We start from the raw sequence: 24,270 nt of genomic DNA, 5'->3' as shown, positions 1-24,270 counted from the left end.
CAGGCTCCGGCCATTGTTGCGGGTCTTTTCCGGCCGTGCCGGCGCCCGCTTGTCCTGTTGCCCGGAAAGGCTAGCGCCGGGCCCGGCGCGCGCTCAAGCGGCGCTCCGTCATTGCTGCATGAGCCAGGCTCATGACGCGGCCAGCATCATGTCGGCCGCCTTCTCGGCGATCATGATGGTGGCGGCATTGGTATTGCCGCTGACCATGGTCGGCATGATCGAGGCATCGGCGACCCGCAGCCCGCCGATGCCGTGGACCCGCAGCTGGTGATCGACCACGGCCATGGCGTCCTGTCCCATCCTGGCGGTGCCGCAGGTGTGGTGCCCGATGCCCGAGCTCTGGCGGATATACTGGTCCAGCTCGTCATCCGAGCGTATGTCTGCGCCCGGTGCCAGTTCTTCGCCGCGCACCGCGTCGAAGGCAGGCTGGGCAAAGATGCGGCGCGTCTCGCGGATCGCCGCGCGGGTCAGTGCCAGGTCGGATTCCTCCGACAGGAAGTTGGGATCGAATACCGGCGGCGCCTTTGGATCATTCGAGGCCAGCCACATTCGCCCTCGGCTCTCGGGCCGGTTCGGCCAGACATGGGCAACGAAACTGTGCCCCTCCATCCTGTCGGCCCAAGGCATCCACAAGCGCAGCCCGCTGCCCGGATACCAGGGAATGAACACCGCCTGAAACTCGGGCGCGTCCACGCCATCTCGCGAGGAAAAGAAGCCCCCTGCCTCCAGCGGGCTTTGTGTAATCTGGCCGCGTTTCAGCAGCACGCCCTGCAGCATCGCCGCCGCCAGCCGATGCACCCGCAGCGTACGCGCGAACGATATCGGCTGTGTGGCTGCGTGCGCCACCGACACGTTCACATGGTCCTGCATGTTCTTACCGACACCCCGCAGTGCATGGGCAATGGGGATACCATGCGGTGCCAGGTCCTGCGGATCACCGATCCCCGACAGCATCAGGATCTTGGGCGAATTGAACGAACCCGCCGCCAGCACGATCTCGTGCCGGACCATGGCGGTGTCGATCCTGTCACCGCGCTCGTATTCGACCCCGACCGCTTGTCCATCGTGCAGGATCACGCGGCGAACCAATGCTTCGGTCACGACATTCAAGTTCTCGCGCGACATTGCGGGGCGCAGGAAGGCGCGCGCCGTTGTCATGCGACGACCGTCTATGATGTTGAAATCATAGAGGCCGAAACCCTCCTGGGACGCGCCGTTGAAATCCTCGTTCAGCGGATGGCCGGCTTCAACGCAAGCCTTCAGATAGATGTCGGTCAGCGGGTTGCACATCCGGGGCTTGGCCACGGCTAGCCGTCCGCCGGTGCCGTGATAAGAGCCTGGAGAGCCACGGTAATCCTCGGACTTGCAAAAATAGGGCAGCACGTCCTCGTAGCTCCAGCCCGGATTACCCAGCTGCGCCCAGTGGTTGAAGTCCGAGGGGTTGCCCCGAATATACTGCGCGCCATTGAAGATGAAGGAGCCGCCCAGCATCTTTCCGCGCGGAAAGAACTGAGTGCGCCCGTTCATGCCCTTCTGCGGCACGCATTCGAAGGCCCAGTTGTTGGCCTTGAACGAAAACAGCTTGGCCGCAAGGAAAGGCAGGTCGTAGGGCAGCGCATGCCTGTCCGCACCCGCTTCCAGCAGCAGGACGCGCGCGCCCCGCTCGCTCAACCGAGCGCCGAGGATCGAGCCGGCAGAACCGCCGCCCACCACGATGAAATCGTATTCCGTTGCGCCTACCCTGCTCACGCCAATTCTCCGATCGGGATCATTCATCGGGATGGTTGTCCCAATCGCGGGGCTTCGGCAAGATTGAGCTGCGCGTAGACCCATGACTATGAGTCATGATGGAGCCTCGTGCAGGGGACAATTTTTCGCATTTGCACATTCTGTCAGGGGAGGCCATCATTTCCGCGACGGATAGCAGCATAGAGCGAGCGGATGAGCGACAGCATTCTTTTTACCGGGGCCGACAAGAAGCTGCGCCGGCAGGAGTTGCTGCTCGAACAGGTGCTCAGGACCGGCTATGTCTCGGTTGAAGAAATCTCGCGCCGTTTCAACGTGACGCCCCAGACAGCTCGGCGTGACCTAGCCGATCTTTTGGCCACTGGTCGGGTGCGACGTTGTCATGGCGGCATGACCCCCGCCGTGCCCTTCGACGCGATGACGCGGCGAGTGCGGCGCAGCCAGAATACCGCCGCCAAGCGCCGTATCGCCGACATCGTGGCAGATTTGGTGCATGACGAATCCTCGGTTTACCTGGACTCTGGCTCAACCATGGAAATCATCGCCGAGGCACTTGCCAGCAAGCGGCGCGGGTTGACAGTTACCACGACTAGCGCCCGTATTGCCGTCGAGTTGAGCGAGCGCGAGGATTTCATCGTGCATGTCCCGACCGGCACGGTGCGCGGCGGCGACAACAGCATCGTCGGCGAGTCGGTGGCGCCATGGCTGCAAGAGCAGCGATTCGACATACTCGTGATGACCGCAGGTGGCGTATCCGAAGACGGGGGCATCTCGATCGATACCCCGATCGAAGTGCCGATCCTCACCGCCGCCGTCGCAGCAAGCAGTCGGGTGATCCTTGCCGTCGATGCCACCAAGCTGGAATTCATGGCACCTGAACGGCTGATGGATATAAGTAAAATCAACGATTTCGTTACCAATACACGACTCTCGCGCGGGTTGATGAACCGCGTCTCTGCCGCCGGCATCAACCTGCACTCATTTTGATCGAAAGCGAACAAACTGATTGACAAGCGGCAGGGGCCTACGCATCATCCAAAATGTTCGATTTAGAACATAATGGGATGCCCGGCCAAACCGGACACCGGGATCAGCAAAAACCTATCGCCGGGTCGCCCTGACCGGCTGCAACGACAGGGAAACCATCATGAACACTGCAATCCGTCGCGGGCTTTCCGCGACCGTTGTCGCACTGGCCGTCTATCTTTCTGCTGCGGGCGCTCAAGCGGGCACAATGACCGTCTATTCCGGCGCAGACGAGGCGCTTGTGACGGAATTGATCCCCGTCTTTCGGGCGAAACACCCAGACATCGACCTGCAGATGATCCGCGATTCCGGTGGTGCTATCGTTGCCCGGCTTCTTGCCGAGAAGGACAGAGGGCCGATGCAATCTTCACCCTTCCCGCCAACGCACTCGTGCTTTTGGACCAGCAGGGCATGCTGGAGCCCTATAGACCCGCCGACTTCGATGAGCTGAAACCGGGTATGCGGGACGAGGTCAACCCTGTTCCGACCTGGGTGGCGCAGGATGCATGGACCAACGCCATCTGCTTCAACACCGCTGAGGCCGGCGACCTGCCGCCGCCCCAAAGCTGGAAGGATCTCGCCGATCCGAAATATCGCGGCAAGATCGTCATGCCGGACCCCGGCTCTTCGGGCACGGCGCTGACCATGGTGGCTAACTGGTTGCAAGTCATGGGCGAAGAGGAGGGTTGGAGGTTCATGGCGGCCCTGGACCACAACGTCACGCAATACGTCCATTCCGGCTCGGCGCCCTGCCGGATGGCAGCGCGAGGGGAGACGCTGATCGGCCTTTCCTATCCCTATCCCGGCGTCAAGGAGATCAATCAGGGCGCGCCGTTGCAAGTCATCCTGCCGCCCGAAGGCAATGGCGCCGAGGTCGAAGGCAATGCCATCGTCAAAGGCTCCAAGAATGTGGCTGACGCGCAGAAGCTGATCGACTTCATGATGAGCGAGGAGGCCCAGCAGATCACCGCGAAATATCTGCCCGTGGTGGCGCGGAAGGGTGTGCATGCCGACATTCCGAACTATCCGGCCGAGGAAGAGGCCCGGATGCGGCTGATCGACTACACCTGGCTGGCCGATCACAAACAGGCCTTGCTGGACGAGTGGAAGAACCGTTTCGGCAGCAAGAGCGCACCGAAAAACTGATCCTCTTCTCCAGTTCGGGTGGCCGCTCAAGAGGCCGGCTACCCGCATCACACGGACCTTCCCATGATCAAGAAGACAGGCACCGCGCCCGACGAGGGCTATCTGACGATCTCAAATCTCGAAAAATACTATGGCCCCTATCACGCGCTGCGTGACGTATCGCTGTCCGTGCGGCGCGGAGAGTTCGTCTGCTTTCTCGGCCCCTCGGGCTGCGGCAAGACCACGCTCCTGCGCGCGATTGCGGGACTCGACCCGCAAAGCTCCGGCCAAATCTGGCAGGACGGGCGAGACATCTCGCTCCTGCCACCCGCGCGGCGCGACTTCGGCATCGTGTTTCAGTCCTACGCCTTGTTTCCAAACCTTTCGGTGATCGACAACGTGGCCTTTGGATTACGCAATACAGGTGTTTCGGCCAAGGACGCCCGCACACAGGCTCAGGAATTGCTCGCGATGGTCGGCATCGCGGAGCACGCGCAGAAATATCCTTCACAACTGTCCGGTGGCCAGCAACAGCGCGTCGCCATAGCCCGAGCGCTGGCCATGTCCCCCGGTCTGCTGTTGCTGGATGAGCCGTTGTCGGCGCTGGATGCCCGCGTCCGCGTCCGCCTGCGCGAAGAATTGCACGATCTGCAACGTCGCGTTGGCGTCACCTCGATCATGGTTACCCATGACCAAGAGGAAGCGCTTTCCCTGGCCGACCGCATCGTGGTGATGAACGCCGGCCGTGTCGAGCAATTCGATACGCCGCAGCGCATCTACAGCCATCCCGCGAACCGCTTCGTCGCCGAGTTCGTCGGCGACATGACGTTGATCGACGGGCAGTCGGACGGGCAGGACGCCGTGCGCATCCGCCAGCAGCGGCTGGAGCTTGGCCAACTGCGGAAAGGAGCGCCGACAGGTGCAACCGCCATCGGCATCCGCCCGGAGGATCTGGTGCTGACCCAGAGTGGAACCGGCCCGAACACCGTGACGGCGACGGTGGATGCCGTCGAATTCTCGGGGGCCTCGGCCGTCGTTCGCCTGCATGCGCCAACGCTATGCGACATACCGCTGCGTGCAAGGCTGTCGCTTGCCACGCTCACACAACTACAACTTGCAGAAGGCATCAGCATCGGCGCACATCTGCTACCCGACGCGCTGCATGTCTTTCCGGTTCACGGAGACGCGGCATGAGCGGAAAGACACCACAAGCGATCCGCATCCCCGCAACCGGGGACGACCGCGCCATGCGCACCATGCTGCTGTGTGTCGCGGCGGTGCTGTTCATCGCGCTGATCGCACCGCTTTACGCGCTCTTGTCCCGCAGCACCCGCGACAGCGACGGCGTCTTCATCGGCCTAACCAATTTCCAGCGTTTCCTTGGGGATTCGACTTTGGCGCTGGCGGCTTGGAACAGCTTCTTCATCGCCTTCCTCTCAACCGCGATCACCATTCTGCTTGCGCTGGGTTTTGCCTATGGCCTGACCCGCAGTCGAATGCCGGGTCGGCCGCTGTTTCGCAGCTTTGCCATGATCCCGCTGCTGGCCCCCTCGCTGCTGCCGGCCATCGCGCTTGTCTTTCTGCTTGGGGAAAAGGGACTGGCACGTGGCATCCTGATGGGTAACAGCGTCTATGGTCCCATCGGCATCGTCATCGGCGAGGTGATCTTTTCCTTTCCGCAGGCTGTACTGATCCTCTCTACCTCGCTCGCCATGGCAGACCAAAGGCTGTACGATGCGGCCCTGACCCTGCGCGCCGGACCCTTCAAGACCTTCACCACGGTCACGCTGCCGGGGATCCGCTACGGGCTGATCTCGACCCCATTGGCGATCTTCGTCAAGGTCTTTACTGATTTCGGCGTTCCGGCAGTGATCGGCGGCAGCTATCCTGTGCTCGCGACCGAGATCTACAAGCAGGTCGTGGCACAGTTCGATTTCGGCATGGGTGCGGTGGTGGGTATCTTCCTGTTGATCCCGGCCGTGCTAGCCTTTGCTCTCCAGCGCTTCCTGCAAAGGTTCGAAGTCGCCACGGTGACCGCGCAATCGGTGCCGCTGGACATCCGGCCGCGGAAAACCCGTGACTTGGCCTGCCTAGCCTTTTGCCTGCTGATCGCGGCCTGCCTGCTGGTCATCATCGGCTTCGCCGTCTTCGGCTCTCTGGTGACTTATTGGCCCTACAACCTTGGCCTGACGCTGAAGAATTATCGCTTCGGCGAGGCAAGCACGGCAGGCTGGAGCCTTTACGTCAACTCGCTGACCCTCGCATTTCTGACCGCGACCTTCGGCACGGCACTGACCTTCGTCGGGGCCTGGTTGATCGAACGGACACGCGGGTGGGACGGAGCGAAGGCATTGTTGCAACTGATGGCGACCCTGCCTGTCGCGGTGCCGGGATTGGTGCTGGGCCTGTCCTATATCTTCTTTTTCAACAGCCCAGCCAATCCGCTGCACTTCGCTTATGGCACCATGGCCATCCTGGTGCTGTCGAGCATCATTCACTTCTACACCGTGCCGCATATCATCGCGACCGCCGCGCTCAAGCAGTTGGACCGCGATTTGGACGTTGTGGCGACCTCGCTGAAGGTGCCTTTCCACGTCATGCTGCGCCGCGTCACCCTACCCTTCTGCATGCCCGCGATCGTCGACATCTGGGGCTACCTCTTTGTCAACACCATGACGACCGTCTCGGCTGTGATCTTTCTTTACTCCGCTAATACTCTGCTGGCTTCGATCGCCATCGTGCAGTGGAACGACAGCGGCCGGATGACCGAGGCCGCCGCCATGTCGGTGTCTATCTTCGCCACCTCGGCACTGGTGATGGGCGCCAAGACTCTGTTCATGCGCCGATATTTTTCCCGCAGCCAAGCCTGGCGTAGGCGCTGACCCCCGCAAACAAAGGACAAGACTGATGAAATGCCCCCAAGAGTTCGTCTTCGCGGCGAACTATCTGGCCGATATGGCGCGCTCGCGCTCGCTGGAGTTCTTCCGCGGCGAGATTGGCGCCGAAGTCAAGGCCGACACCTCCCTGGTGACCATCGCCGACCGCTCGGTCGAAACAATGATGCGCGATGCAATCCGTGAATGGTTCCCGGACCATGGCATCGTGGGTGAGGAGTTCCCGGTTCACAACCCGGATGCGGAATACCAATGGGTCCTCGACCCGATCGACGGAACCTATCGTTTTGCTGCGGGCCATCCGCAGTTCGGCACCCTGATCGCGCTGGCCTGGCACCGCAAGCCGATACTTGGCGTGATCGACATCCCCGCCATGGACGAGCGCTGGTCCGGCGCCCATGGCTGGCCCACCGTGCATATTCGGCAGGGTCGCCGAAGCGAGGTCCGCACCCGATCCTGCACCGCCGTCAAGGATGCGACGGTTTTCTTTTGTAGCGGCATCATGTGGCGCAACGACCCGATGGCAGTCTGGAATGGCATGCATGGGGTGAACCGGCTAATGGACGGGGATTCCTACAGTTATGGCCTGCTGTCGTCGGGCTTTGCCGATGTAATCGTGGATTCGGGCATGAAGCCTTGGGACTTCATGCCCATCGTCCCGATCATCGAAGGTGCTGGGGGGCGCGTTACCGACTGGCAAGGCATGCCGCTGACGCTGGATTCCGGCATCGAGGTGGTAGCGCTTGGCGATCCTGCGCTGCTTGACGACGTGCTACGCCGCGTTTCGGCAGCCTGACGAAAAGAAATGCCCCGGTCCGCTGGCCCGGGGCGTCTATACTGCTTGGATAGCAGGATCATCCAGCAGCAATCTCGGCTGAAGATTTCAGCGCCGTCACAAGGCGGCAGCCGAAGGCGATGACCATCATAGCGACCAGAACCAGCAAGAAGGCGGACTTCAATCCCCAGCTTTCCGACACTAGACCCAGCGCCAGCGGCCCACCGATATAACCCAGGTAGCCGATGGTATTGACCAACGCGATGCCAAGCGCCGGCGATGAAGGGAAGGCAGCAGCTGCACGGGTGAAGAACATCGGCGTGCAGTTTGCCAAGCCCAGGCCTATGGCTGCAAAGCCGATCAGCGCCGTAGGCTGCGAAACCACAGTGACTGCCAGCAGCACGCCGGCCGCAGCGATTAGTCCGCCGCCAATCACGACACGTTCGGCGCCGAAGCGGCGGATGGCGGGGCTACCGAGCAGCCTGCCGATCGCCAGTGCGAACTGGAAGGCGGCGAAGGCGGTGGCGGCGGTAGCCGGATCGGCCATGACCACATCCTTAAGATAAACGCCGCTCCAGCCGTTCATCGCGTTCTCAACGAACAGCGCCATAGCGACAAAAATGCCGAGGATCAGGACAGCTGGCGAGCGCAGGACTACGGCAGCGGTGTGACGACGATCCTCTGATTTCTCCGCGATCATGGGCTTGAGATTGCCCAAGATGATCCAGCCGACAACAATCACGGCAACCATGGCGATGCCGGCAAACGTCAGTGAGGAATAGGCGCCGCCGGTGGCGCGAATGAATTGTGCCGCAAGCGAGGCGCCCGCGAAACCACCGAAGTTGTAGGCGGCATGGAAGGAGGGCATGATTTCTGTCCGGTATTCACGCTCGACCAGCGAGGCGTGAGCATTCATTGACACGTCGATGAAGCTGTTCGAAGCGCCAAGCGCCAGGATCGCCAGTAGGAACCCGGTATACTGCGATGCAAAGCCCACGGCCTGGAGCGCCAGTGCCAGCAACACCGCGCCAAACAGCATGGTGGCGCGGGTGCCAAACTTGGTTGCGACAAGGCTACCAATGACCACGAAGATCACGGTCCCGAGTCCCTGCAACCCAAGCGCAGTGCCCAAACGTGCATCGCTGAGCGCGATCAGCTCCTTGAGCAATGCGATGTTGGAAAAGAACAACGCCAGCGCCATGCCATTGATGAAGAAGACGGCGGTCGTCGCTATCCGCGCCCGACGCATCGCCGGCGCAACCGGAAATCTGTCAATCATGTTAGTCCCCTCCTGCCAACTGGCCGATAGGGCTATGTAGGGATAAATCGGAAGCTTATAAACGTTTTCTTAATAAATTAGCAGTATCGATCTTACCCCATGAAATTTTAGGATTATCTAGCGATAAATCACCAAAACGATTACAGGAACTCCGTGCATCAGCAACAGATCAGTCCGCGACGCGCTTGGCCGGATCCCCCATCATGTGCAGCGCCTGGCTCAACCCACGAGTCAGGCCCCACAGTTTTGCGTAAAGCTTCTGCAGCTCTGCGTCGGACATGCCATCAAAAATCATGCATTGGCCGCGCGACGCAGCGCCTCCACCGCATCCAGCCGCACAACCCCTTCATCGGTCAAGAACAGCTCGGCCACGCGCCGATCACGACCGGAGGCCTGCTCATGCACCAGTCTCGCCCGGACAAGTTTGCCGACCTCGGTGGTGACGAAGGGACCCAAAACCAGCAGCGGGTTGGCCACCTCGCCCACGCTGGTGCCAGGGGATTCGCGGATTGCGGTCAGCACACTGAACTGCGGCGCGGTCACCCCTACGGCAGCGGCGTAATGCTCGCGTGTCTTCAGCATCAAGCTCGAAACATGCAGGAGCTGATAAATCACCGGGCGATAGCGCAGTTCGGGGTCAGGCTGGGCCTCTGCCATCGGATGGTTTCTCTCTATGATTTCGGATCGTGCGCGGCGCTTTGCCCAGCTATAGCTTCCCCCCGCACACCAGCCACAATCCACAAGGCTAGAAGGGCCGTGCAAGCGTCCGACCCCACAGATCCGGCCCATACTTACCGCTGCGCATCCGCCGCGCCGGCCTTGATCACGAAGCCATAGCGGTCATGCAGGATTTTGCCGGTCTCCGGGCTGCGTACGATATCGTCAGGCCAACTCTCGCCCTTGGTACGTAGACGCCCGGCAAGAGCCAGCGCCCCCTCGACGCCCGGCGGATCAATGACGGCAAAGTTCTGCGCATCTCCCTCCCCCGCATGGCCCCACCAGTGCCAGACGTTGCGGCCGATGACGATGACCGAGATCGCTTCGACGCCGTCCAACGCGGCTCTGGCGGTCCCCTTGGTGATGATGAAGAATTCGTTCAACTGGTTATGAGCATGTTCGCGCACGGCCGCCCCAGGATAGAGCGTCTGCATCAACAAACCGTAATGATGGACATTGTGGGTGAAAGGCGCGAGCTTCACCTCTACCCAACCAACACTGGGCTTCGCCTGCCAGAAGGACGGACCAGTGTCCGGCAGTTGATAGACCAGCTCGCCCTTCTGTCTTTCCGACAGATCCTTGGTTTCGGTCAGCGTCAACAGGCCGAAGACAGCACGCAGATCGATGTTGAATTCCAGCGTCGGCTCGTCGTCTTGGATGGGCATTAGATCGATACGCGCCTCCGGGCTGCTGCCGAAGACGATGCTGAACACTTGCTGCACATTGTCGCCGTTGTTTTCAAGCGCGACGTGATGACCCTCGCCGATATGGGCGAAATGCTCCTCGGCGAAGGGACTGCGTTCGCCATTCAGGATGATGGTGCCCGCGCCGTCGAGACAATAAATCATGCGCCCGGAAAAGCGGAAGGCATAAAGATCGAGCTTTGCACCCGGCTGCAAATCGAAGCGAACTGCGGTGAACTTGTAATGTGGGTATTCTCCGGGACCGAGCTTGATCTGCCCGATGACACCCTTGCCATTCATACGGAAGCGCGGCCCATCATCCGGCAAGATTATGGCCTTGGGGCCAAAGTGCTGCTCCATCTGACGATCGATATCCAGACTGTCTCCTTTCCCGATGATTTCTGCCGCGGTAGCTATATTTGATACATAAATAACATTTGTTACTTATGTAATAAAGATATATTTATACGCTGAAAAGGGCGCCCGCCGGAAATCCCACGGGCAAAGAGCTTGGCAAAGACTGCGCAGTTGCAGGCGATAATACCTGGCAAACGCATGGCCCTCCTGAACCACGTTCGGGCACATGATCGGGCCGCCTGGTAAATGTCGCAGCGCTCAGCCCGCGCGAGAAACAAAGGCCCGCAGCCTTTCGGACTTGGGGTTGCCGAATATCTGCTCGGGCGGGCCGGATTCTGCGATCACCCCTTCATGAAAAAAGACCACCCGATCTGCGACCTCGCGGGCGAACTGCATCTCATGGGTCACGAGGATCATCGTCATCCCCTCAGCGGAAAGCTGGCGGAGAGTTGCCAGAACCTCGGCCACCAGTTCGGGATCAAGCGCCGAAGTCACCTCGTCGAACAACATATATGACGGGCCCATGGCAAGCGCGCGGGCAATACCCAGGCGCTGCTGCTGTCCGCCCGACAGCGCGGTCGGATAGACATCGGCCTTGGCCAGAAGGCCGACCCGCTGCAATTGTGTCTCGGCGATGGCATTGGCCTGGTCGCGAGAGACGCCCAACACCTTGGTCAGAGCCAGCGTTACGTTCCGGCGCACGGTCATGTGCGGGAAGGCATTGTAGCTTTGGAAGACGATGCCCAGCTTACGGCGCAGATGGTTCAGGTTCGTCGCCTTGTCAAAGACGCTGACGCCATCCACGATGATCTCGCCCGAGGAAATGGTTTCCAGTCCGTTGATGCATTGCAGCAGCGTGGACTTGCCTGACCCCGAAGGCCCGATCATGGCGACGACCTCGCCTTTATCGATGGTCAGGTCGATCCCTTTCAGAACCTCCAGCGAGCCATAGCTCTTGCGCACCTGCTTGATCTCGATCATCGCACGGCACCTCCGTTCATCATGTGCTCAAGCCGCCGCCCCAGCATCGAGAGCGGAAAGCAGATCAAGAAGTAGAACACGGCGGCCAGCGACAGCAGCGGCAGCGGGTCCTGCGTCCGGGTAATGATGTTCTGCGTTGCACGCAGAAGCTCGACATAGCCGATCACCGCCACGACCGATGTGTCCTTGACGATGCCCAGGATGATCCCCAGCCAGGACGGAAAGCCCTGCCGGATGCCCAAGGGCAGGACCACATACCAATATTCCTGGAAACGCGTCATGCCCAGGCCACGCGCAGCGCGCCGCAGATTGCCGGGCACGGCTTGCGCGGCCTCGCGCACCACCTCGGAAATATAGCCCGCGGCAAAAAGACCAAGCGCGACCATCCCGGCGGTAAACGCACCGATGCGAAATCCCAGCACCGCCAGCCCGGAATAGATCAGCGTCACCTGCACCAGCAGGGGCACACAGCGCAGGCTGTCGGTCACCGTATCAAGCAAATGTCGCAGCCCGCGCCAAGGCATGAGTTTCAGCAGCCCCAGCGCCACACCCAGCAACGTTGCCAGCACTCCGGCCGATAGCGTCATCAGAATCGTGCGCCATGCGCCTTCGGCCATCAGCCAATAGTCCTGCGGGGCGATCCCCGATGCAAACATGTCAGGCGGCATGGCGTGCGCCTCCAGGCTTGAAACGGTTCGCCAGGAACAGCACCAATTTGGCCAGGATGAAATAGATCACCGCAATGGCCAGGAAGAACTCGAAAGTCTTGAAGGTCCGGGACTGGTAATCCATAGCAACGCCGCTGAGATCGTAAAGTCCGATCAACGCGCCCAGCGAGGTATTCAGAAGTGCCCAGATGAACTGGTTGCCGATCGAACTGAACGTATTGGTGAAAACCTGCGGAAAGACGACATAACGATAGGCGCCGACAGGACCGAAACCTAGCGAGCGAGCGCCCTTCATCTGGTTCGCGTTCACGCCTTTCAGGCCGCCGCGAAAGATCTCGGCCAGATAACCCGCGTTGTTGAAGCACAGCGCGATGCCGACAGCGAGCCAAGGCGAGAGGAAGATGCCAAAGGCACCAAGCCCGTAGAAGAAAAAATAGATCTGGGCGAGGCACGGCGTATTCCGCGCAAGCTCGATCCAGGATCGCGACAAGAAGGTGACTAGCCCCTTGCCATTCCATGATCCGACGGCAAGGGGCATTGCCAAGACGATGCCTACCGCCATCGTGACGATGGCAATCGACAGGCTCAAGGCGGCCCCTTGCATCAGATCGGGCAGAGCGTCAAGGACGATGCCGAACTGAAAGTTGTAGCTCATTGCCCGATCTCAGTTTCCCGGCTGCAGGCTGGGGGCTTCGGTGCCATAGTATTTCTGGTAGAGTTCGGCATAACGACCGCTGTCTACTTGCCAGAAGATGAACAGGTTCAACCAGTCGCGCAGACCATATTCACCTTTCGGCACCGCGATCGAGGTCCAGTCGGTAAAGCCGGGCACGTTGCAGCAGATCTCCAGGTCCACGCCTTGGGGCGAAGCCTTCAGCGCAGACATGAACGAGTTTGTCTCGATCATTGCATTTGCGCGGCCCTGCCGCACAGCGGTGATCTGTTCGGCATTGTTCGCCAGCGACAGGTTCTTGCAGCCTTCGGACCAACCGTTACAGGCCGCCAGGTAGGCGGTTTCAGGCAGAGTTCCGCGAACCAATGCGACGGATTTGCCCTTGAGTTCGTCAAAGCCAGAGATCCTGTTGGCGCTGCCTGTCACGACAACCAGCTTGCCGACGTTATAGGGGTCGGTGAAAGTCACGGTCTTGGCGCGCTCCAGGGTGGGGGTAGTGCCACCAACGACGATGTCCACCGTTCCCGAAACCAAGGCCGGCACCCGCTGCGGCGCCTGGGTCTCAACAATTTCGGGCTTGACGCCCAGCTGCGCGGCAATGTCATTGCAGGTCTCGACATCGAAGCCGGCCGGGTTGCCCGAGGCGTCACGATAGCCTAAAGGCGGGAAATCAAGCATCACACCACAGCGCAGCGCGCCGCTGGAAACGATATCATCCAGCTTGTCCGCCAATGCCGGGGTCCCCACTAGGAAAAGCGGAAGCGCCGCGATGCCAAGCACTGTGCAAACTTGACGAAACTGAAAAAATTTCTCTTTATTTTTCTTTATTTTGATCATTCTAGACTCCCTCTTGATCGCGACCACCACAGATGATTCTGAATCGCAATATCACGATAGAAAACGTTTTCTTAATTTAGGTCAATACTTCACAATTGGACGCATGCCATATGTTCCCAACCCACCAATCCCGGTCATGCCTTCGAGGGACAGGCCGTCGCGCTGGGTTCGGCGATCTGCATGACTGGCTGCGATCCGAACGCGCCCGGATGTCGAAGCACAACCCCGTCGCCAAGGCCATCACTACATGCTCGAGGAAGACGGCCGCTGGGACGCCTTCACATGCTTCCTCGACGATGATGGTCGCATCTGCCTTACCAACAATGCCGCCGAACGGGCCCTACGCGGTATCGCCCTCGGCAGGAAAGCCTGGCTCTTTGCCGGTTCGCCCCGCGGTAGCGACCGCGCCGCCTTCATGTATTCCCTGATCGGCACCGCCAAAATAAGCGACGTCGATCCCCAGGCTTGGCTCGCCGATGTGCTCGCGCGACTGCCCGACACACCCCTGTCCCGCCTGCCAGAATTACTGCCCTGGAACTGAAAGGGCGGCCCTGCTGCAAAAGCTGCGTAACAACGGCCTACGCCGGATGCATACGCTTGATCCAGTCGGCTCTACCATAAGCGACCGTATAGATGAGAACCTCCCGCGTCATCATCGACCTTGAAAACAACCACTCCGTTGCCAGCCGCAGAAACTTCCCGAAGCCCAAGCTGCAAGCCGGAACAGCGCATGTCGGGAAACTGACCCCCTAGAAAGGCAATCCTCGCAGACGGCCACGAGAGATCCGCGAGGCATAGGGCGCTGACCTCTCAAGAAGGGAGGAGTTGCCGCCCGGCAGGCCCAGCCGCCCTGCTACGCGGTTTCGGATCGCGGAAGCAGGAAACGCCGGACCCGTCTCACCCACAAGGCCATTCCAACAGGCATCCTGCCTGATGCCGGCCCTGACCGGCAAGCAGCGAGAAGACTCCCGTCCCCGCGACACGGCAGATGGGACGTGCCCGAAATTCCCGCAAGCGCAAGGGGGCAAAGCCGCCCGGCATAGAACAGCCCATAGGCCCCGGCATGGGAAAGGCGGCCAGGACCGCCGGCCAGGGGCGGCGGCGCGTCACGTCCCGGGCTATTCCGGCACGAGATGGCCGTCGGCGGGCGACCAGGACAGATGGAAGGATCGGCCCACGGCCAGCGGAAGATCAGCCAGTTCTTCATGCGATTTCTGCACCCGTATTTCCTGTCCCGCGCCGGTTTCGAAATAGATGGTGGCGGTGGCGCCGATGAATTCCTCGCCGATCATGCGCGCCTCGATCGTGTTCACGGCGTCCGGCGGCGGCTGGAAATGGATCTGCATCTTGGTATCCAGCACGATCAGGCTGGCCGCCTGCCCCGGCGTTGCCCCCTGCCCACCCCCGGCAAGGACGAAATCGCCGCTGGGGGTGGCGATGGCTGCGCGGCCGCCCGCGTCGCGTGTCAACTGGCCGGGGAAGATGTTGGACGAGCCCAGGAAATCGGCGACGAAGCGCGTGCGCGGCGTGCGATAGATCTCTTGCGGGGTGCCGATCTGCTCGATCTTGCCGCGGCTCATGATGACGACGCGGTCGGCCATCGAAAAGGCCTCGGACTGGCTGTGCGTGACATAGACGAAGGTGATGCCGGTCTCGCGCTGCAGGTTCTTCAGTACCGATTGCATCCTGACCTTCAGCGCCGCGTCCAGCGCCGACAAGGGCTCGTCCAGCAGCAGGATCTCGGGCTCGACCACCAGCGAGCGCGCCAGGGCGACACGCTGGCGCTGGCCGCCGGACAACTGGGCGATGTTGCGGTCGGCGAATTCGGCGATCTGCATGCGCTCCAACCATTGCTCGGCCCGCCGCCGGCGCTCGGCACGGCCTATGCCGCGCATCTTCAGCGCAAACTCGACATTCTCGATCACGTTCAGGAACGGAAACAGCGCCAGGCTCTGCCAGACCATCGGCGTGTCGCGGCTCCAGCTCGGCAGGTCGTTGATGGCTTGGCCCGCCAGGCGGATCACGCCCTCGCTGGGCGCCTCCAGCCCGGCCAGCATGCGCAACGTCGTGGTCTTGCCGCAGCCCGACGAGCCCATGATGGCCAGGAATTCGCCCTTGTGGATCTGCAGGTCCATCTTTTGCACGGCGACATAGCTGCCGAAACGCTTGGCGACGCCCTCGAAGGAAACCAGGGGTTCTTGCATCGGATTCATTCCTTGTCGGTTGCGGGGCCGCGCCCCGACAGCAGCAGCTGCGCCAGGATCACGAGGGTCATCGAAGTCACGAAGACGAAGGTGCCAATGGCATTGATGCGCGGGCTGACCTGGCCCTGCAGGAAACCCAGCACCTTGACCGGCAGCGTCTCGTTCAGGCCGGACACGAACCAGGCGATGGCGAATTCGTCGAAGGAGACTGCCATGGTGATGAACAGCGCCCCCAGGATCGCCGGCCGGGTGAAGGGGATGATGACATGGCGCATCGTCGCCCATTCCGAGGCGCCGAGGTTCCAGGCCGCCGGCTCCAGCGAGGGGTCCATCTGCGACAGCCGCAACCGGATCACCGCCATGGCGAAGGGGGCGCAGATCACCACATGGGCGATGATGACCGACAGCGCATTGCCCGACAGGTCGATGCGCGACAGGTAAGCCAGCATCGCCAGCCCCATGATCACCACCGGGATCGTGGGCGGCAGCAGCGCCAGCGCCAGGTAGACCTGCTTGCCGAAGAACCGATAGCGGTAATCCGTATAGGCCGCCCCGAACCCCAGCGCGGTCGAGATCATCCCCACCGCCGCGCCGACCCCCAGCGTGTTGCGCAGCCCCTCCCAGACCAGCGGGTCCGCGGCGACGGCGCGATACCATTCCGTCGAGAAATGCCCCAGCGGGATCGACGGGAAACGGTCCGAGTTGAAGGAAAACACGAAGCTGGCAAGGATCGGCGCGAAGACGAACAGATAGGCCAGGATCACGTAGAGCTTGAGCGCCGCGTCGATCAGCGGATTGCGGTTCAGTTCGTTCTGTTCGTTCATTTCGTGCAACCCCTCATTTCGTGCGCCCCTTGTAGGCGAAGCGGACGGCCAGGAAGGCCACGACCATCAGCGTCGCGATCATGGTCAGCGCGATCACCGCCGCGCGGGGCCATTGCTGGCCGGACTTGGTGGTGTCGGTGATCAGGATGGACAGCGTGGTCGGATCGCCCCCGCCCAGATAGATCGGGCTGACGAAATCGCCAAAGCACAGGATGAAGCTGAACAGCGCCGCGATCACCAGCCCAACCCGCGCCGAGGGGATGACCACCGCAAACACCGTGCGCAGCCTGCCGCAGCGCATGTTATGCGCCGCCTCGATCAGCGTGCGGTCGACAAAGACCAGGCTGAACAGCTGCAGCAGCACGACCAGCGGAAAGCCAAGCGTCATGTAGCCCAGCATGGTCGCGCCGATGGTGTTCAGCAGCCGGAAGGGGCCCAGCCCGATCCAGCCCAGCATGACGTTGATGATGCCGACATCCGACAGGAAGACCTGCCAAGAATAGACCCGCACCAGATAGCTGGTGAAGAAGGGGATCACCATCAGGAACACCGCCCAGCGGCGCGCGGCGGGCGACAGCTTGAAGGCGATGGCATAGGCGCAGGGAAAGGCCAGCGCGCTGGTCAGCGCCGCGGCGCCGGCCGCCATGGCCAGCGTGGTGGCGTAAGCCTGCCAGAAGACGGGGCGGCCGAACATCGTCACCCAGTTCACCGTGTCGAACCCCGCCTCCAGGCGGAAATTGCGCACGGTCCAGAAGCTGAGCGCGACCAGGAAGACCAGCGGGAAGACGAAGAACAGAAGCTGCCAGATCAGCAGCGGCAGAGAGAAAGTCAGTCCGTAAAGCGAGACGGGACGTCGCATCTAGCAAGCTCCGGCGGGGGACGGGCGGCGCGGCCGGCGCGCTGCACCGGCCACCTCGGGCTCAGGCGCTCTTGTAGTCCGACCAGAAGTCGTTCCACTCTTCCAGCGATTGCTGCACCGGAAGCTGGCGATACTTGATGCGCCCCGAGCGGATCAGGTCCATGACGTTGCTTTCCCCCGGCACCATGCCCTGGCGCCGGGCCTCGTCGGGATTTTCCGCGCTCAGCACCTCCCAGCCCTTCTGGCTGGGGATCAGGCAGGGATAGGCCGCCATCTGCGCCGATTTCGACTGCCCCTTGGCCGAGGTGATGTATTGGATCCATTTCTTCGCCAGCTCGGCCTTGGACGAGCCCTTGCCGATCGAGAAGCTTTCGGTGAACTGCAAGCCGCCCTGCTCGGGGATGATCGAGCGAACCTTGGCGCCGTTTCGCTCCAGCGTGCCGGTGATCCAGTCGCCGATCCCGGCGAAGGCCAGCATCTGGCCGTTGTTCAGTGACGAGAAGGTGCCGCCATAGTCGAAGAAACCGCCGATCTGCGGGCGCAGGGTCATGGTCTTTTCCTTGACCGCATCCCAGGCCGCCCCGTCGATGTCATAGGGGCTGGCATTGCCGTTGAGCAGGCTCATCTGGCCAAGGTTCGGCAGGTGCCAGTCGAAATGCCCGACCTTGCCCTTCAGCGCCGGATCCCAGAACACGTCATAGGTCGAAGCCTGCGCCTTGGTCAGCGCGTCGGTGTTGTAGGCCACGCCCAGGAAGCCGAAGCGGGTGATGACGGAATACAGCGTGTCGCCGTCCCAATGGCCGGGGAACTTCTGGAATTCCGGGAAGAACTCGTCGAAGGGATAGTCGGCCGGGTCCAGCGCCTCGATATAGCCGGCCGCGTTCAGCTGCTGGACATATTCCGCATCGGACAGGATCACGTCGAAGGTGCCGGGCGGGCTTTGCGAGATCAGCCCCAGCATGTTGTCGCCGCCGGTATAGTATTTCGGCACGAACTTGACGTTGTTCTCGGCCTCGAACTCGGCCACGATGTCGGGCTCGGCATGGCCGTACCAAGCCAGCATGGTCAGCTGCGTCGGCGCGGCGAATGCCCGGCGCGACAGCATCGGCGTGGCCAGCGCCGCCGCACCCATCGCCAGCACCCCTCGGCGCGACAGCGCGGGGCGCGCGCCCCGATCATCCTGTGTCATCTCATCACCCTGTCTGATTGTTCTGATTGTTTGCTATGGACAGGCTAGGAGAAGGCGGCATCCATGCAAAATCGGTTCTTCCAATCCTGACATTTGCAGGCGTTATGGCCCCGGTTTCACACGGAAACCGCATGGATGCCCGATCCCACGCTGTCCAGGTCGGCCACCAGATCGCTGACCAGCTGCAACCCCGCCGCCGACAGGCGCGGATGCTTGTAGAACAGCCCGACCCGCAAGGGTTCCAGCGCCGGGAATCCCTCGGCCTCGGTCAGGATGCGCATGCCGGGCAGCATGGTGGCGCGGGTCAGGGCGGTCACGCAAAGCCCGTTCCTAACCGCGTTCTGCAAGCCCGAGATGCCCGGCCCGGTATAGACGATGCGCCAGCGCCGCTCGACGGCGTCCAGCGCCTGGATCATGCGGGCGCGATAGTCGCAGCCCTCTGGATGGGCGCCCAGCGGCACCGGCGCATGGGCGGCCGGATGGAAGTCCTCGGCCGCGGCCCAGATCGGCTGCTCGGTCCACATGCGCGAAAGATAGGGCATGCGCGCCGTCGGCATCACCGCCACGATGATGTCCAGGTCGTCCGAGCGCAGGTGCTGGTGCAATTCGCGGGACAGGTCGCAATGCACCTCCAGCTCGACCTCGGCATGGTCGCGGATATAGCGGGTCAGCGTGCCTTGCAGGAACGCCACCGCATAATCGGTCGGCAGGCCGATGCGCAACACGCCGGTCTTGTCCGAGCGGTGGAAATAGCTGACCGCCTCGTCGTTGATGCGCAGCATCTCGCGGGCATAGCTCAGCAGCGCCTCGCCCGCCGGGGTGGGCAGGATGTTGCGGCCCTCCTGCGTCAAGAGCGGCGCGCGCACCAGCTCCTCCAGCCGGCGGATCTGCAGCGAGATCGCCGGCTGGCTGCGCCCCAGCGCCGCGCCTGCCCGCGAATGGCCGCCCAGTTCCACCACGGCGATGAAGCTGCGCAACAGATCGGTCGGAAGATTGGTGATCCCAGCCATGGATTTGCCCCCGCAATGCAAGGATTGCGACTATATATTTCATTTATATTCAAGGCGAAACTCTAATTCCGGCATCCCCCCTTTCCCAAGAAGGTGCATCATGCCGAAGAAGACAGCATTCGCGTCCGAGCTTGCCTGGCCCGACTACCACGCCGCGGTAAGGGACGGCGCCACGCCCATCCTGATCCCCATCGGCTCGATGGAGCAGCACGGCCATCACATGCCCTTGCATGTCGATGTGCTGTTGCCGACGGAATTCGCCCGCCGCGCCGCGCTGGACATCGGCGGGCTGGTGGCGCCCCCCTTTACCTATGGCTACAAGTCGCATCAGAAATCCGGCGGCGGCAACCACCTGCCCGGCACCACCAGCCTGGACGGCGCCACGCTGGTCGCGGCCTTGCGCGACGTGATCAAGGAATTCGCCCGCCATGGCGTGCGCCGGATCTGCATGGTGAACGGGCATTTCGAGAATTCCTGGTTCATCATCGAGGGCATCGACCTGGCCCTGCGCGAATTGCGCTGGGACGGTATCCGCGACATGAAGATCGTGGTGCTGTCCTATTGGGATTTCGTCGGCGAAGCGGACATCGCCCGGCTTTACCCCGAAGGCTTTCCCGGCTGGGATCTGGAGCATGGCGGCGTGCTGGAGACATCGCTGATGCTGGCGCTCTACCCGCAATTCGTGGACCTGTCGCGGGCGGTGGATGTCGCGCCGGCCAGCTTCCCGCCCTATGACGTCTACCCGGTCAAGCCGGAATGGACGCCCGCGCCGGGCACGCTTTCCTCGCCCAAGGACGCCTCGGCCGAAAAGGGCGAGTTCCTGCTCGAGGTCTGCACCAAAGGCATCGTCGACGCGCTGCGGGCCGAGTTCGGCACCTGACCAAGGCGGAAGGGGCCCGCAATCGCGGGCCCGCCCCTTTCCTGCCCGCAGCCGGGTCAATTGCGGATGATGTTATGCTCGGGACCAAAGGGGAATCCGGTGATGTTCTCGGCCCCGTCCTCGGTCACGATCAGGATGTCATGCTCGCGATAGCCGCCGGCGCCGGGCGTGCCCTCGGGCAGCATGACCATCGGCTCCATGCTGACCACCATGCCCGGCTTCAGCTCGGTCTCGATATCCTCGCGCAGCTCGACCCCCGCCTCGCGGCCGTAGTAATGGCAAAGCACGCCGAAGCTGTGGCCATAGCCGAAGCTGCGGTATTTCAGCAGATCCCATTGCCGATACATGTCGTTCAGCTCCAGCGCGATCTCGTTGCATTTCGCGCCGGGCTTGATCAGTTCCAGCCCGCGGCGATGCACGGCCACGTTCTTTTCCCAGATGTCCAGGCTCGCATCGTCCACGCTGTCGCAAAACAGCGTGCGTTCCAGCGCGGTGTAATAGCCGAAGATCATCGGGAAGCAGTTCAGCGACAGGATCTCGCCGGACTTGATCTTCTTGTTCGTCACCGGGTTATGCGCGCCGTCGGTGTTGATGCCCGACTGGAACCAGGTCCAGGTATCCATCAGCTCGACGGAGGGAAAGGAGGCGGCGATCTCGCGGATCATGGCATTGGTCGAGGCGATGGCAACCTCGTGCTCGGGCACGCCCGCCTTGACCGCCGCGGCCACCGCTGCGCCGCCCACGTCGCAGATGCGGGCGCCCTCGCGGATCAGCTTGTGTTCCTCTGCCGACTTGATCGAGCGCATCCACATCGAGGGCTGACCGACATCGACGAACTCCACCCCCGGCAGCGCCGCTTCCAGCTGGCGGCGGAAGTCCAGGTTGACGTGGTCGAACTCGATCCCCAGCCGCTTGACGCCGGGGGTCAACTGCCGCACCGCGCGATAGAAATTGTCGCGCCGCCAGTCTGTATAGGTGACGTTGTTGCCGAAGCTGCGCCGCCAGGGCTGGCCGCCGTCGATGCCGGCGCTGATCGTCGTCGCCGCATCCTGGGTAATGACCATGCCGTATTTGCGGCCGAAATAGCAGTAGAGCCAGCCCGAGTAATAGTTGATGCAATGATACGAGGTGAACAGCGTCGCATCGACGCCGTTCTCGGCCATCCAGCGGCGCATGTCGTCCTGGCGCCGCTGCATCTCGGCATCCGAGAAGGGGGAATAATCCTTCTCGCCATTGTGCCATTCCATGACATGAAGCATGTCGTCGGTCATCGGATCCGTCCTCCATCGGTTTGCTGGGGACGAGGCTATCCGCCGCTGCAGCGGGACTAAAATTTGTTTTGATAATCCCAGGATTTGGACGAATGAGGGGCTGCGCCAGTGAACCGCGCCGGATTTGCCGGAGGCGCCAACTCCTGAGTAGGAACTGTGTTTTAGGCGATTGCGTCTCGGCAGTCCGTTCCGGTTCTCATCATCGCGTTGAGCACAGTCAGGAATTTGCGCGCGCAAGCGACGATGACGAGCTTCCTGGCCTTTCCGGACGCAAGGAAGTGCTCTTTGAAGGCGTGGAACCCGCGGGTCGAACCTGCTGGCGGTGAGTGCTGCTAGATAGAGAGCCGGCCTGATCGCAGCACGTCCACCCCATATACTGCGTTTACCGCGGCGGTGTCCCAACTCATTGGCATGTGGTGCGAGTCCGACGAGGGCCGCGATCCGTCGTCGGTCGAGTTGACCAAGTTCAGGGATGGAGCATCATGAGCAAGACGACGAGCAAGTTTTCCCCTGAAGTGCGCGGACGTGCCGTGCGACTGGTTCTCGACAACGAGGCCCAGCATCCATCGCGCTGGCAGGCGATCATGTCGATTGCAGCGAAGATCGGCTGCTCGGCGCAGACGTTGAACGACTGGGTCAAGAAGGCAGAGGTGGACAGCGGAAGGCACAGGGATCCCGACCGAGATGGCCGCGAAGCTGACGGCCCTGGAGCGCGAGAACCGCGAGCTGCGGCAAGCCAACGAGATCCTGCGCAAGGCGAGCGCGTATTTTGCCATGGCGGAGCTCGACCGCCGATTGAAGTGATGGTGTCGTTCATTGATATGCTTCGGGAAACACACCGGGTCGAGCCGATCTGCAGCGTGCTGCCGATCGCCCTGTCCACCTATTACGATCATCTGGCGAAGCGGGCTGACCCGGCGCTGCAGTCGGACCGCGCACGCCGCGACGAGGCTTTGCGGCCGGCCGCGCGCACTCTTGCACCGCCATTGGCCGCGCTGGCTGGGTTGGCAGGAAGGCAGTCACCCCCGATCCTGCCGCAAGGATAGCGAGGCCGATGATCAGAAAGCCTGCGGTCAGATCCGTCTCACGGATTGGTTGGGCAAAGAGGCCCGACAAAACAACCCCGCTGATCGCAAAGGCAGCCATCGCCAGCCCGAGACCCAGGCTCCGAACTCTGGTGGGTAGCCGGGTCACCAATGCGAGCGCCAGCCCATAGCCGAGTCCCGCTCCCAGCCCGAACAGCATACCATAGCCAGTCAGCAGCGCCGCGTAGCCTCCGTCGAAGGCAAAGAGAAGATGCCCGCCGCCTGCGAAGCCGAAGGCAAGCAGCGAAAAGGCTCGGAATCTCAATGCCGCGAGCAGCCGATCATGCACCATCATGCCGAGAGTAAAGGTGACGAGTGCCAACGCCGGAATCAGGCTAAGCGCTGAACGCGGCGCCCCGAGCGCAGCCTCAAGCGGCAGGAGAAACAGGCTCCAGACATAGAGAAGCCCCATTACCGCATTGGTCAGACAGGCCAGGATAAGCAGGCGTAGCGTCATGCTGGACTGTCTTCTCACTTCGGGATTACCCATGACCTTGGTTCCGAATGCCTTGGAAGGAAGATGCTCCGGGTATCCATGCAGATCAAAGGGCTACTCAACCTGGCGGTGAATGGGACTCTTTCGACAGAGCTGCCCGCAGGGCCGCAGGGATCGGACAGCTCCGGCGGCTTTTTGGGTGTATAAAGACCCCGACCACCTCACAGATGGCCAGTTCATCACCGCCCGCTTCACGCATAGTAAAGGTCAGGCCAACAGATTTGTTGCCAACCTTGCTCACCTGCGCCTCAATGCGGACTACGCTGCCGGCGGGAATTTCCTGGCGGAAACTGATCTTCACCTCCAACGTGACCGGCATCGGACTGTCAGAGTCAGGCCGGAAGCCAAGGCCGCTCCAAAACACGAAGGTCGCGTCGTCGAAGGCGGCCGCGTAATGGCGGGCGTTCAGATGCCCGAAATGATCGCAATGCCAGCGATGCGCGACCACGGCATTGAGCGAAACGGGAAAGCGCATCTCCTCAGCCCGCCAGGCGTTTTTCGGCAAGCGCATCGAGTCCCAAGATCCCGCGCGCCTCGTCGGGGGTGGCGACCTCGCAGCCCAGATCGGCGATGATGCGGCTGGCGCGCTCGACCAGCTGGCCGTTGGTGGCGAAGACGCCGCGTTCCAGGTAGATGTTGTCCTCGAGCCCCACCCGGCAATGGCCGCCCAGGATCGTGGACAGCGCCACGA

General features: G+C 61.9%; 24 protein-coding genes, 3 pseudogenes and 1 other annotated feature. Of the genes and pseudogenes, 9 read left to right on the top strand and 18 right to left on the bottom strand.

Annotated features, from left to right (window positions below; translation table 11 throughout):
• Positions 1-129 precede the first annotated feature (129 nt).
• The gene (locus tag IT40_RS07840; RefSeq protein WP_084196944.1) at positions 130-1,833 is read right to left on the bottom strand and encodes a GMC family oxidoreductase; all 1,704 of its coding nucleotides are present in this window, start codon (positions 1,831-1,833) and stop codon (positions 130-132) included.
• A gap of 108 nt (positions 1,834-1,941) precedes the next feature.
• On the opposite strand from IT40_RS07840, the gene IT40_RS07835 reads away from it, so the two are divergent.
• From IT40_RS07835 to IT40_RS07815, 6 genes are all read left to right on the top strand, one after another.
• The gene (locus IT40_RS07835) at positions 1,942-2,733 is read left to right on the top strand and encodes a DeoR/GlpR family DNA-binding transcription regulator (RefSeq protein ID WP_036752822.1); all 792 of its coding nucleotides are present in this window, start codon (positions 1,942-1,944) and stop codon (positions 2,731-2,733) included.
• Positions 2,734-2,893: 160 nt separating this feature from the next.
• Positions 2,894-3,223 carry a hypothetical protein gene (locus IT40_RS29195; protein ID WP_166436101.1) on the top strand — a complete coding sequence of 110 codons (330 nt, stop codon included), beginning with the start codon at positions 2,894-2,896 and terminating at the stop codon, positions 3,221-3,223.
• Positions 3,163-3,918: an extracellular solute-binding protein gene (locus IT40_RS07830; protein ID WP_243700189.1), complete on the top strand. Its 756-nt coding sequence runs from the start codon at positions 3,163-3,165 to the stop codon at positions 3,916-3,918. The genes IT40_RS29195 and IT40_RS07830 overlap by 61 nt, the downstream gene beginning before the upstream one ends.
• Before the next feature lie 63 nt (positions 3,919-3,981).
• Positions 3,982-5,091, top strand: a complete 1,110-nt coding sequence (locus IT40_RS07825) for a putative 2-aminoethylphosphonate ABC transporter ATP-binding protein (RefSeq protein ID WP_036752819.1) — start codon at positions 3,982-3,984, stop codon at positions 5,089-5,091.
• The gene (locus tag IT40_RS07820; RefSeq protein WP_036752817.1) at positions 5,088-6,779 is read left to right on the top strand and encodes a putative 2-aminoethylphosphonate ABC transporter permease subunit; all 1,692 of its coding nucleotides are present in this window, start codon (positions 5,088-5,090) and stop codon (positions 6,777-6,779) included. The genes IT40_RS07825 and IT40_RS07820 overlap by 4 nt, the downstream gene beginning before the upstream one ends.
• Before the next feature lie 25 nt (positions 6,780-6,804).
• Positions 6,805-7,587 carry an inositol monophosphatase family protein gene (locus tag IT40_RS07815; protein ID WP_036752814.1) on the top strand — a complete coding sequence of 261 codons (783 nt, stop codon included), beginning with the start codon at positions 6,805-6,807 and terminating at the stop codon, positions 7,585-7,587.
• A gap of 58 nt (positions 7,588-7,645) precedes the next feature.
• Here the strand turns inward: IT40_RS07815 and IT40_RS26680 are convergent, their stop codons facing one another.
• The 7 genes from IT40_RS26680 to IT40_RS07780 all read right to left on the bottom strand — a co-directional run bounded on the left by IT40_RS26680 (position 7,646) and on the right by IT40_RS07780 (position 13,761).
• Entirely contained in the window at positions 7,646-8,845 is a 1,200-nt protein-coding gene (locus IT40_RS26680) for an MFS transporter (RefSeq protein ID WP_084196940.1), read from the bottom strand.
• A gap of 291 nt (positions 8,846-9,136) precedes the next feature.
• The gene (locus tag IT40_RS07805) at positions 9,137-9,502 is read right to left on the bottom strand and encodes a MarR family winged helix-turn-helix transcriptional regulator (protein WP_036752811.1); all 366 of its coding nucleotides are present in this window, start codon (positions 9,500-9,502) and stop codon (positions 9,137-9,139) included.
• 134 nt (positions 9,503-9,636) lie between these two features.
• Positions 9,637-10,605, bottom strand: coding sequence for a cupin domain-containing protein (locus tag IT40_RS26675; RefSeq protein ID WP_147307286.1), 969 nt, complete (start codon positions 10,603-10,605; stop codon positions 9,637-9,639).
• Positions 10,606-10,860: 255 nt separating this feature from the next.
• On the bottom strand, positions 10,861-11,583 hold the full coding sequence (locus IT40_RS07795; protein ID WP_036752807.1) for an amino acid ABC transporter ATP-binding protein: 723 nt from the start codon (positions 11,581-11,583) through the stop codon (positions 10,861-10,863).
• Positions 11,580-12,200 carry an amino acid ABC transporter permease gene (locus IT40_RS07790; protein WP_166436103.1) on the bottom strand — a complete coding sequence of 207 codons (621 nt, stop codon included), beginning with the start codon at positions 12,198-12,200 and terminating at the stop codon, positions 11,580-11,582. The genes IT40_RS07795 and IT40_RS07790 overlap by 4 nt, the downstream gene beginning before the upstream one ends.
• Before the next feature lie 40 nt (positions 12,201-12,240).
• Positions 12,241-12,906, bottom strand: coding sequence for an amino acid ABC transporter permease (locus tag IT40_RS07785; RefSeq protein WP_052095797.1), 666 nt, complete (start codon positions 12,904-12,906; stop codon positions 12,241-12,243).
• Positions 12,907-12,915: 9 nt separating this feature from the next.
• Positions 12,916-13,761 carry an ABC transporter substrate-binding protein gene (locus IT40_RS07780; RefSeq protein WP_084196935.1) on the bottom strand — a complete coding sequence of 282 codons (846 nt, stop codon included), beginning with the start codon at positions 13,759-13,761 and terminating at the stop codon, positions 12,916-12,918.
• Positions 13,762-13,934: 173 nt separating this feature from the next.
• Between IT40_RS07780 and IT40_RS07775 the strand changes: the two are divergent.
• Positions 13,935-14,302 (top strand): annotated as a pseudogene (locus IT40_RS07775) (IS66 family transposase); the annotation flags it as partial.
• Positions 14,303-14,879: 577 nt separating this feature from the next.
• Here IT40_RS07775 and IT40_RS07770 read toward each other — a convergent pair.
• The 5 genes from IT40_RS07770 to IT40_RS07750 form a co-directional block, all read right to left on the bottom strand.
• Positions 14,880-15,965 carry an ABC transporter ATP-binding protein gene (locus IT40_RS07770; protein WP_116171150.1) on the bottom strand — a complete coding sequence of 362 codons (1,086 nt, stop codon included), beginning with the start codon at positions 15,963-15,965 and terminating at the stop codon, positions 14,880-14,882.
• A 5-nt stretch (positions 15,966-15,970) separates the two neighbouring features.
• Complete coding sequence (locus IT40_RS07765; RefSeq protein WP_036752799.1) at positions 15,971-16,789, bottom strand: ABC transporter permease; 819 nt, start codon at positions 16,787-16,789, stop codon at positions 15,971-15,973.
• 13 nt (positions 16,790-16,802) lie between these two features.
• Positions 16,803-17,648 carry an ABC transporter permease gene (locus tag IT40_RS07760; protein WP_036752796.1) on the bottom strand — a complete coding sequence of 282 codons (846 nt, stop codon included), beginning with the start codon at positions 17,646-17,648 and terminating at the stop codon, positions 16,803-16,805.
• Between the two features lie 61 nt (positions 17,649-17,709).
• A complete protein-coding gene (locus tag IT40_RS07755) occupies positions 17,710-18,837 on the bottom strand; it encodes a polyamine ABC transporter substrate-binding protein (protein ID WP_036752793.1) in 1,128 nt (375 codons plus the stop codon).
• A gap of 116 nt (positions 18,838-18,953) precedes the next feature.
• A complete protein-coding gene (locus IT40_RS07750; RefSeq protein ID WP_036752790.1) occupies positions 18,954-19,847 on the bottom strand; it encodes a LysR substrate-binding domain-containing protein in 894 nt (297 codons plus the stop codon).
• Between the two features lie 100 nt (positions 19,848-19,947).
• Between IT40_RS07750 and IT40_RS07745 the strand changes: the two genes are divergently transcribed.
• A complete protein-coding gene (locus IT40_RS07745; protein ID WP_036752787.1) occupies positions 19,948-20,727 on the top strand; it encodes a creatininase in 780 nt (259 codons plus the stop codon).
• Between the two features lie 56 nt (positions 20,728-20,783).
• On the opposite strand, the gene IT40_RS07740 is transcribed toward IT40_RS07745, so the two are convergent.
• Both IT40_RS07740 and IT40_RS30750 read right to left on the bottom strand, forming a co-directional pair.
• Positions 20,784-21,998, bottom strand: coding sequence for a M24 family metallopeptidase (locus tag IT40_RS07740; RefSeq protein ID WP_036752784.1), 1,215 nt, complete (start codon positions 21,996-21,998; stop codon positions 20,784-20,786).
• A gap of 309 nt (positions 21,999-22,307) precedes the next feature.
• Positions 22,308-22,439, bottom strand: a pseudogene (locus IT40_RS30750) (transposase); the annotation flags it as partial.
• A gap of 41 nt (positions 22,440-22,480) precedes the next feature.
• On the opposite strand from IT40_RS30750, the pseudogene IT40_RS30745 reads away from it, so the two are divergent.
• Positions 22,481-22,669: pseudogene (locus IT40_RS30745) on the top strand (transposase); the annotation flags it as partial.
• 90 nt (positions 22,670-22,759) lie between these two features.
• Positions 22,760-22,876: a sequence feature (AL1L pseudoknot), on the top strand.
• Here IT40_RS30745 and IT40_RS30740 read toward each other — a convergent pair.
• The 3 genes from IT40_RS30740 to IT40_RS07720 all read right to left on the bottom strand — a co-directional run.
• Positions 22,812-23,540 (bottom strand): MFS transporter, encoded by a 729-nt coding sequence (locus tag IT40_RS30740; RefSeq protein WP_425011725.1) that lies wholly within the window; start codon positions 23,538-23,540, stop codon positions 22,812-22,814. Its footprint overlaps the feature before it by 65 nt.
• 97 nt (positions 23,541-23,637) lie before the next feature.
• The gene (locus IT40_RS07725) at positions 23,638-24,054 is read right to left on the bottom strand and encodes an acyl-CoA thioesterase (protein WP_036752780.1); all 417 of its coding nucleotides are present in this window, start codon (positions 24,052-24,054) and stop codon (positions 23,638-23,640) included.
• Between the two features lie 4 nt (positions 24,055-24,058).
• Positions 24,059-24,270, bottom strand: a 212-nt coding sequence (locus tag IT40_RS07720) for a 3-keto-5-aminohexanoate cleavage protein (protein ID WP_036752777.1), incomplete at its 5' end; no start/stop codon positions are given.

Source organism: Paracoccus versutus (genome assembly GCF_000763885.1).
Lineage (GTDB): Bacteria > Pseudomonadota > Alphaproteobacteria > Rhodobacterales > Rhodobacteraceae > Paracoccus > Paracoccus versutus.
The sequence above is the reverse complement of the archived record's forward strand: the minus strand, read 5'-3'. Positions and strand labels throughout refer to the sequence as shown.

What these genes read in the sequence shown, in the direction of transcription:
- IT40_RS07840 (WP_084196944.1), bottom strand. Translation starts at nt 1,833, where the DNA reads ATGGGTCTACGCGCAGCTCAATCTTGCCGAAGCCCCGCGATTGGGACA.
- IT40_RS07835 (WP_036752822.1), top strand. Translation starts at nt 1,942, where the DNA reads ATGAGCGACAGCATTCTTTTTACCGGGGCCGACAAGAAGCTGCGCCGG.
- IT40_RS29195 (WP_166436101.1), top strand. Translation starts at nt 2,894, where the DNA reads ATGAACACTGCAATCCGTCGCGGGCTTTCCGCGACCGTTGTCGCACTG.
- IT40_RS07825 (WP_036752819.1), top strand. Translation starts at nt 3,982, where the DNA reads ATGATCAAGAAGACAGGCACCGCGCCCGACGAGGGCTATCTGACGATC.
- IT40_RS07820 (WP_036752817.1), top strand. Translation starts at nt 5,088, where the DNA reads ATGAGCGGAAAGACACCACAAGCGATCCGCATCCCCGCAACCGGGGAC.
- IT40_RS07815 (WP_036752814.1), top strand. Translation starts at nt 6,805, where the DNA reads ATGAAATGCCCCCAAGAGTTCGTCTTCGCGGCGAACTATCTGGCCGAT.
- IT40_RS26680 (WP_084196940.1), bottom strand. Translation starts at nt 8,845, where the DNA reads ATGATTGACAGATTTCCGGTTGCGCCGGCGATGCGTCGGGCGCGGATA.
- IT40_RS07805 (WP_036752811.1), bottom strand. Translation starts at nt 9,502, where the DNA reads ATGGCAGAGGCCCAGCCTGACCCCGAACTGCGCTATCGCCCGGTGATT.
- IT40_RS26675 (WP_147307286.1), bottom strand. Translation starts at nt 10,605, where the DNA reads ATGGAGCAGCACTTTGGCCCCAAGGCCATAATCTTGCCGGATGATGGG.
- IT40_RS07795 (WP_036752807.1), bottom strand. Translation starts at nt 11,583, where the DNA reads ATGATCGAGATCAAGCAGGTGCGCAAGAGCTATGGCTCGCTGGAGGTT.
- IT40_RS07790 (WP_166436103.1), bottom strand. Translation starts at nt 12,200, where the DNA reads ATGGCCGAAGGCGCATGGCGCACGATTCTGATGACGCTATCGGCCGGA.
- IT40_RS07785 (WP_052095797.1), bottom strand. Translation starts at nt 12,906, where the DNA reads ATGAGCTACAACTTTCAGTTCGGCATCGTCCTTGACGCTCTGCCCGAT.
- IT40_RS07780 (WP_084196935.1), bottom strand. Translation starts at nt 13,761, where the DNA reads ATGATCAAAATAAAGAAAAATAAAGAGAAATTTTTTCAGTTTCGTCAA.
- IT40_RS07770 (WP_116171150.1), bottom strand. Translation starts at nt 15,965, where the DNA reads ATGCAAGAACCCCTGGTTTCCTTCGAGGGCGTCGCCAAGCGTTTCGGC.
- IT40_RS07765 (WP_036752799.1), bottom strand. Translation starts at nt 16,789, where the DNA reads ATGAACGAACAGAACGAACTGAACCGCAATCCGCTGATCGACGCGGCG.
- IT40_RS07760 (WP_036752796.1), bottom strand. Translation starts at nt 17,648, where the DNA reads ATGCGACGTCCCGTCTCGCTTTACGGACTGACTTTCTCTCTGCCGCTG.
- IT40_RS07755 (WP_036752793.1), bottom strand. Translation starts at nt 18,837, where the DNA reads ATGACACAGGATGATCGGGGCGCGCGCCCCGCGCTGTCGCGCCGAGGG.
- IT40_RS07750 (WP_036752790.1), bottom strand. Translation starts at nt 19,847, where the DNA reads ATGGCTGGGATCACCAATCTTCCGACCGATCTGTTGCGCAGCTTCATC.
- IT40_RS07745 (WP_036752787.1), top strand. Translation starts at nt 19,948, where the DNA reads ATGCCGAAGAAGACAGCATTCGCGTCCGAGCTTGCCTGGCCCGACTAC.
- IT40_RS07740 (WP_036752784.1), bottom strand. Translation starts at nt 21,998, where the DNA reads ATGACCGACGACATGCTTCATGTCATGGAATGGCACAATGGCGAGAAG.
- IT40_RS30740 (WP_425011725.1), bottom strand. Translation starts at nt 23,540, where the DNA reads ATGACGCTACGCCTGCTTATCCTGGCCTGTCTGACCAATGCGGTAATG.
- IT40_RS07725 (WP_036752780.1), bottom strand. Translation starts at nt 24,054, where the DNA reads ATGCGCTTTCCCGTTTCGCTCAATGCCGTGGTCGCGCATCGCTGGCAT.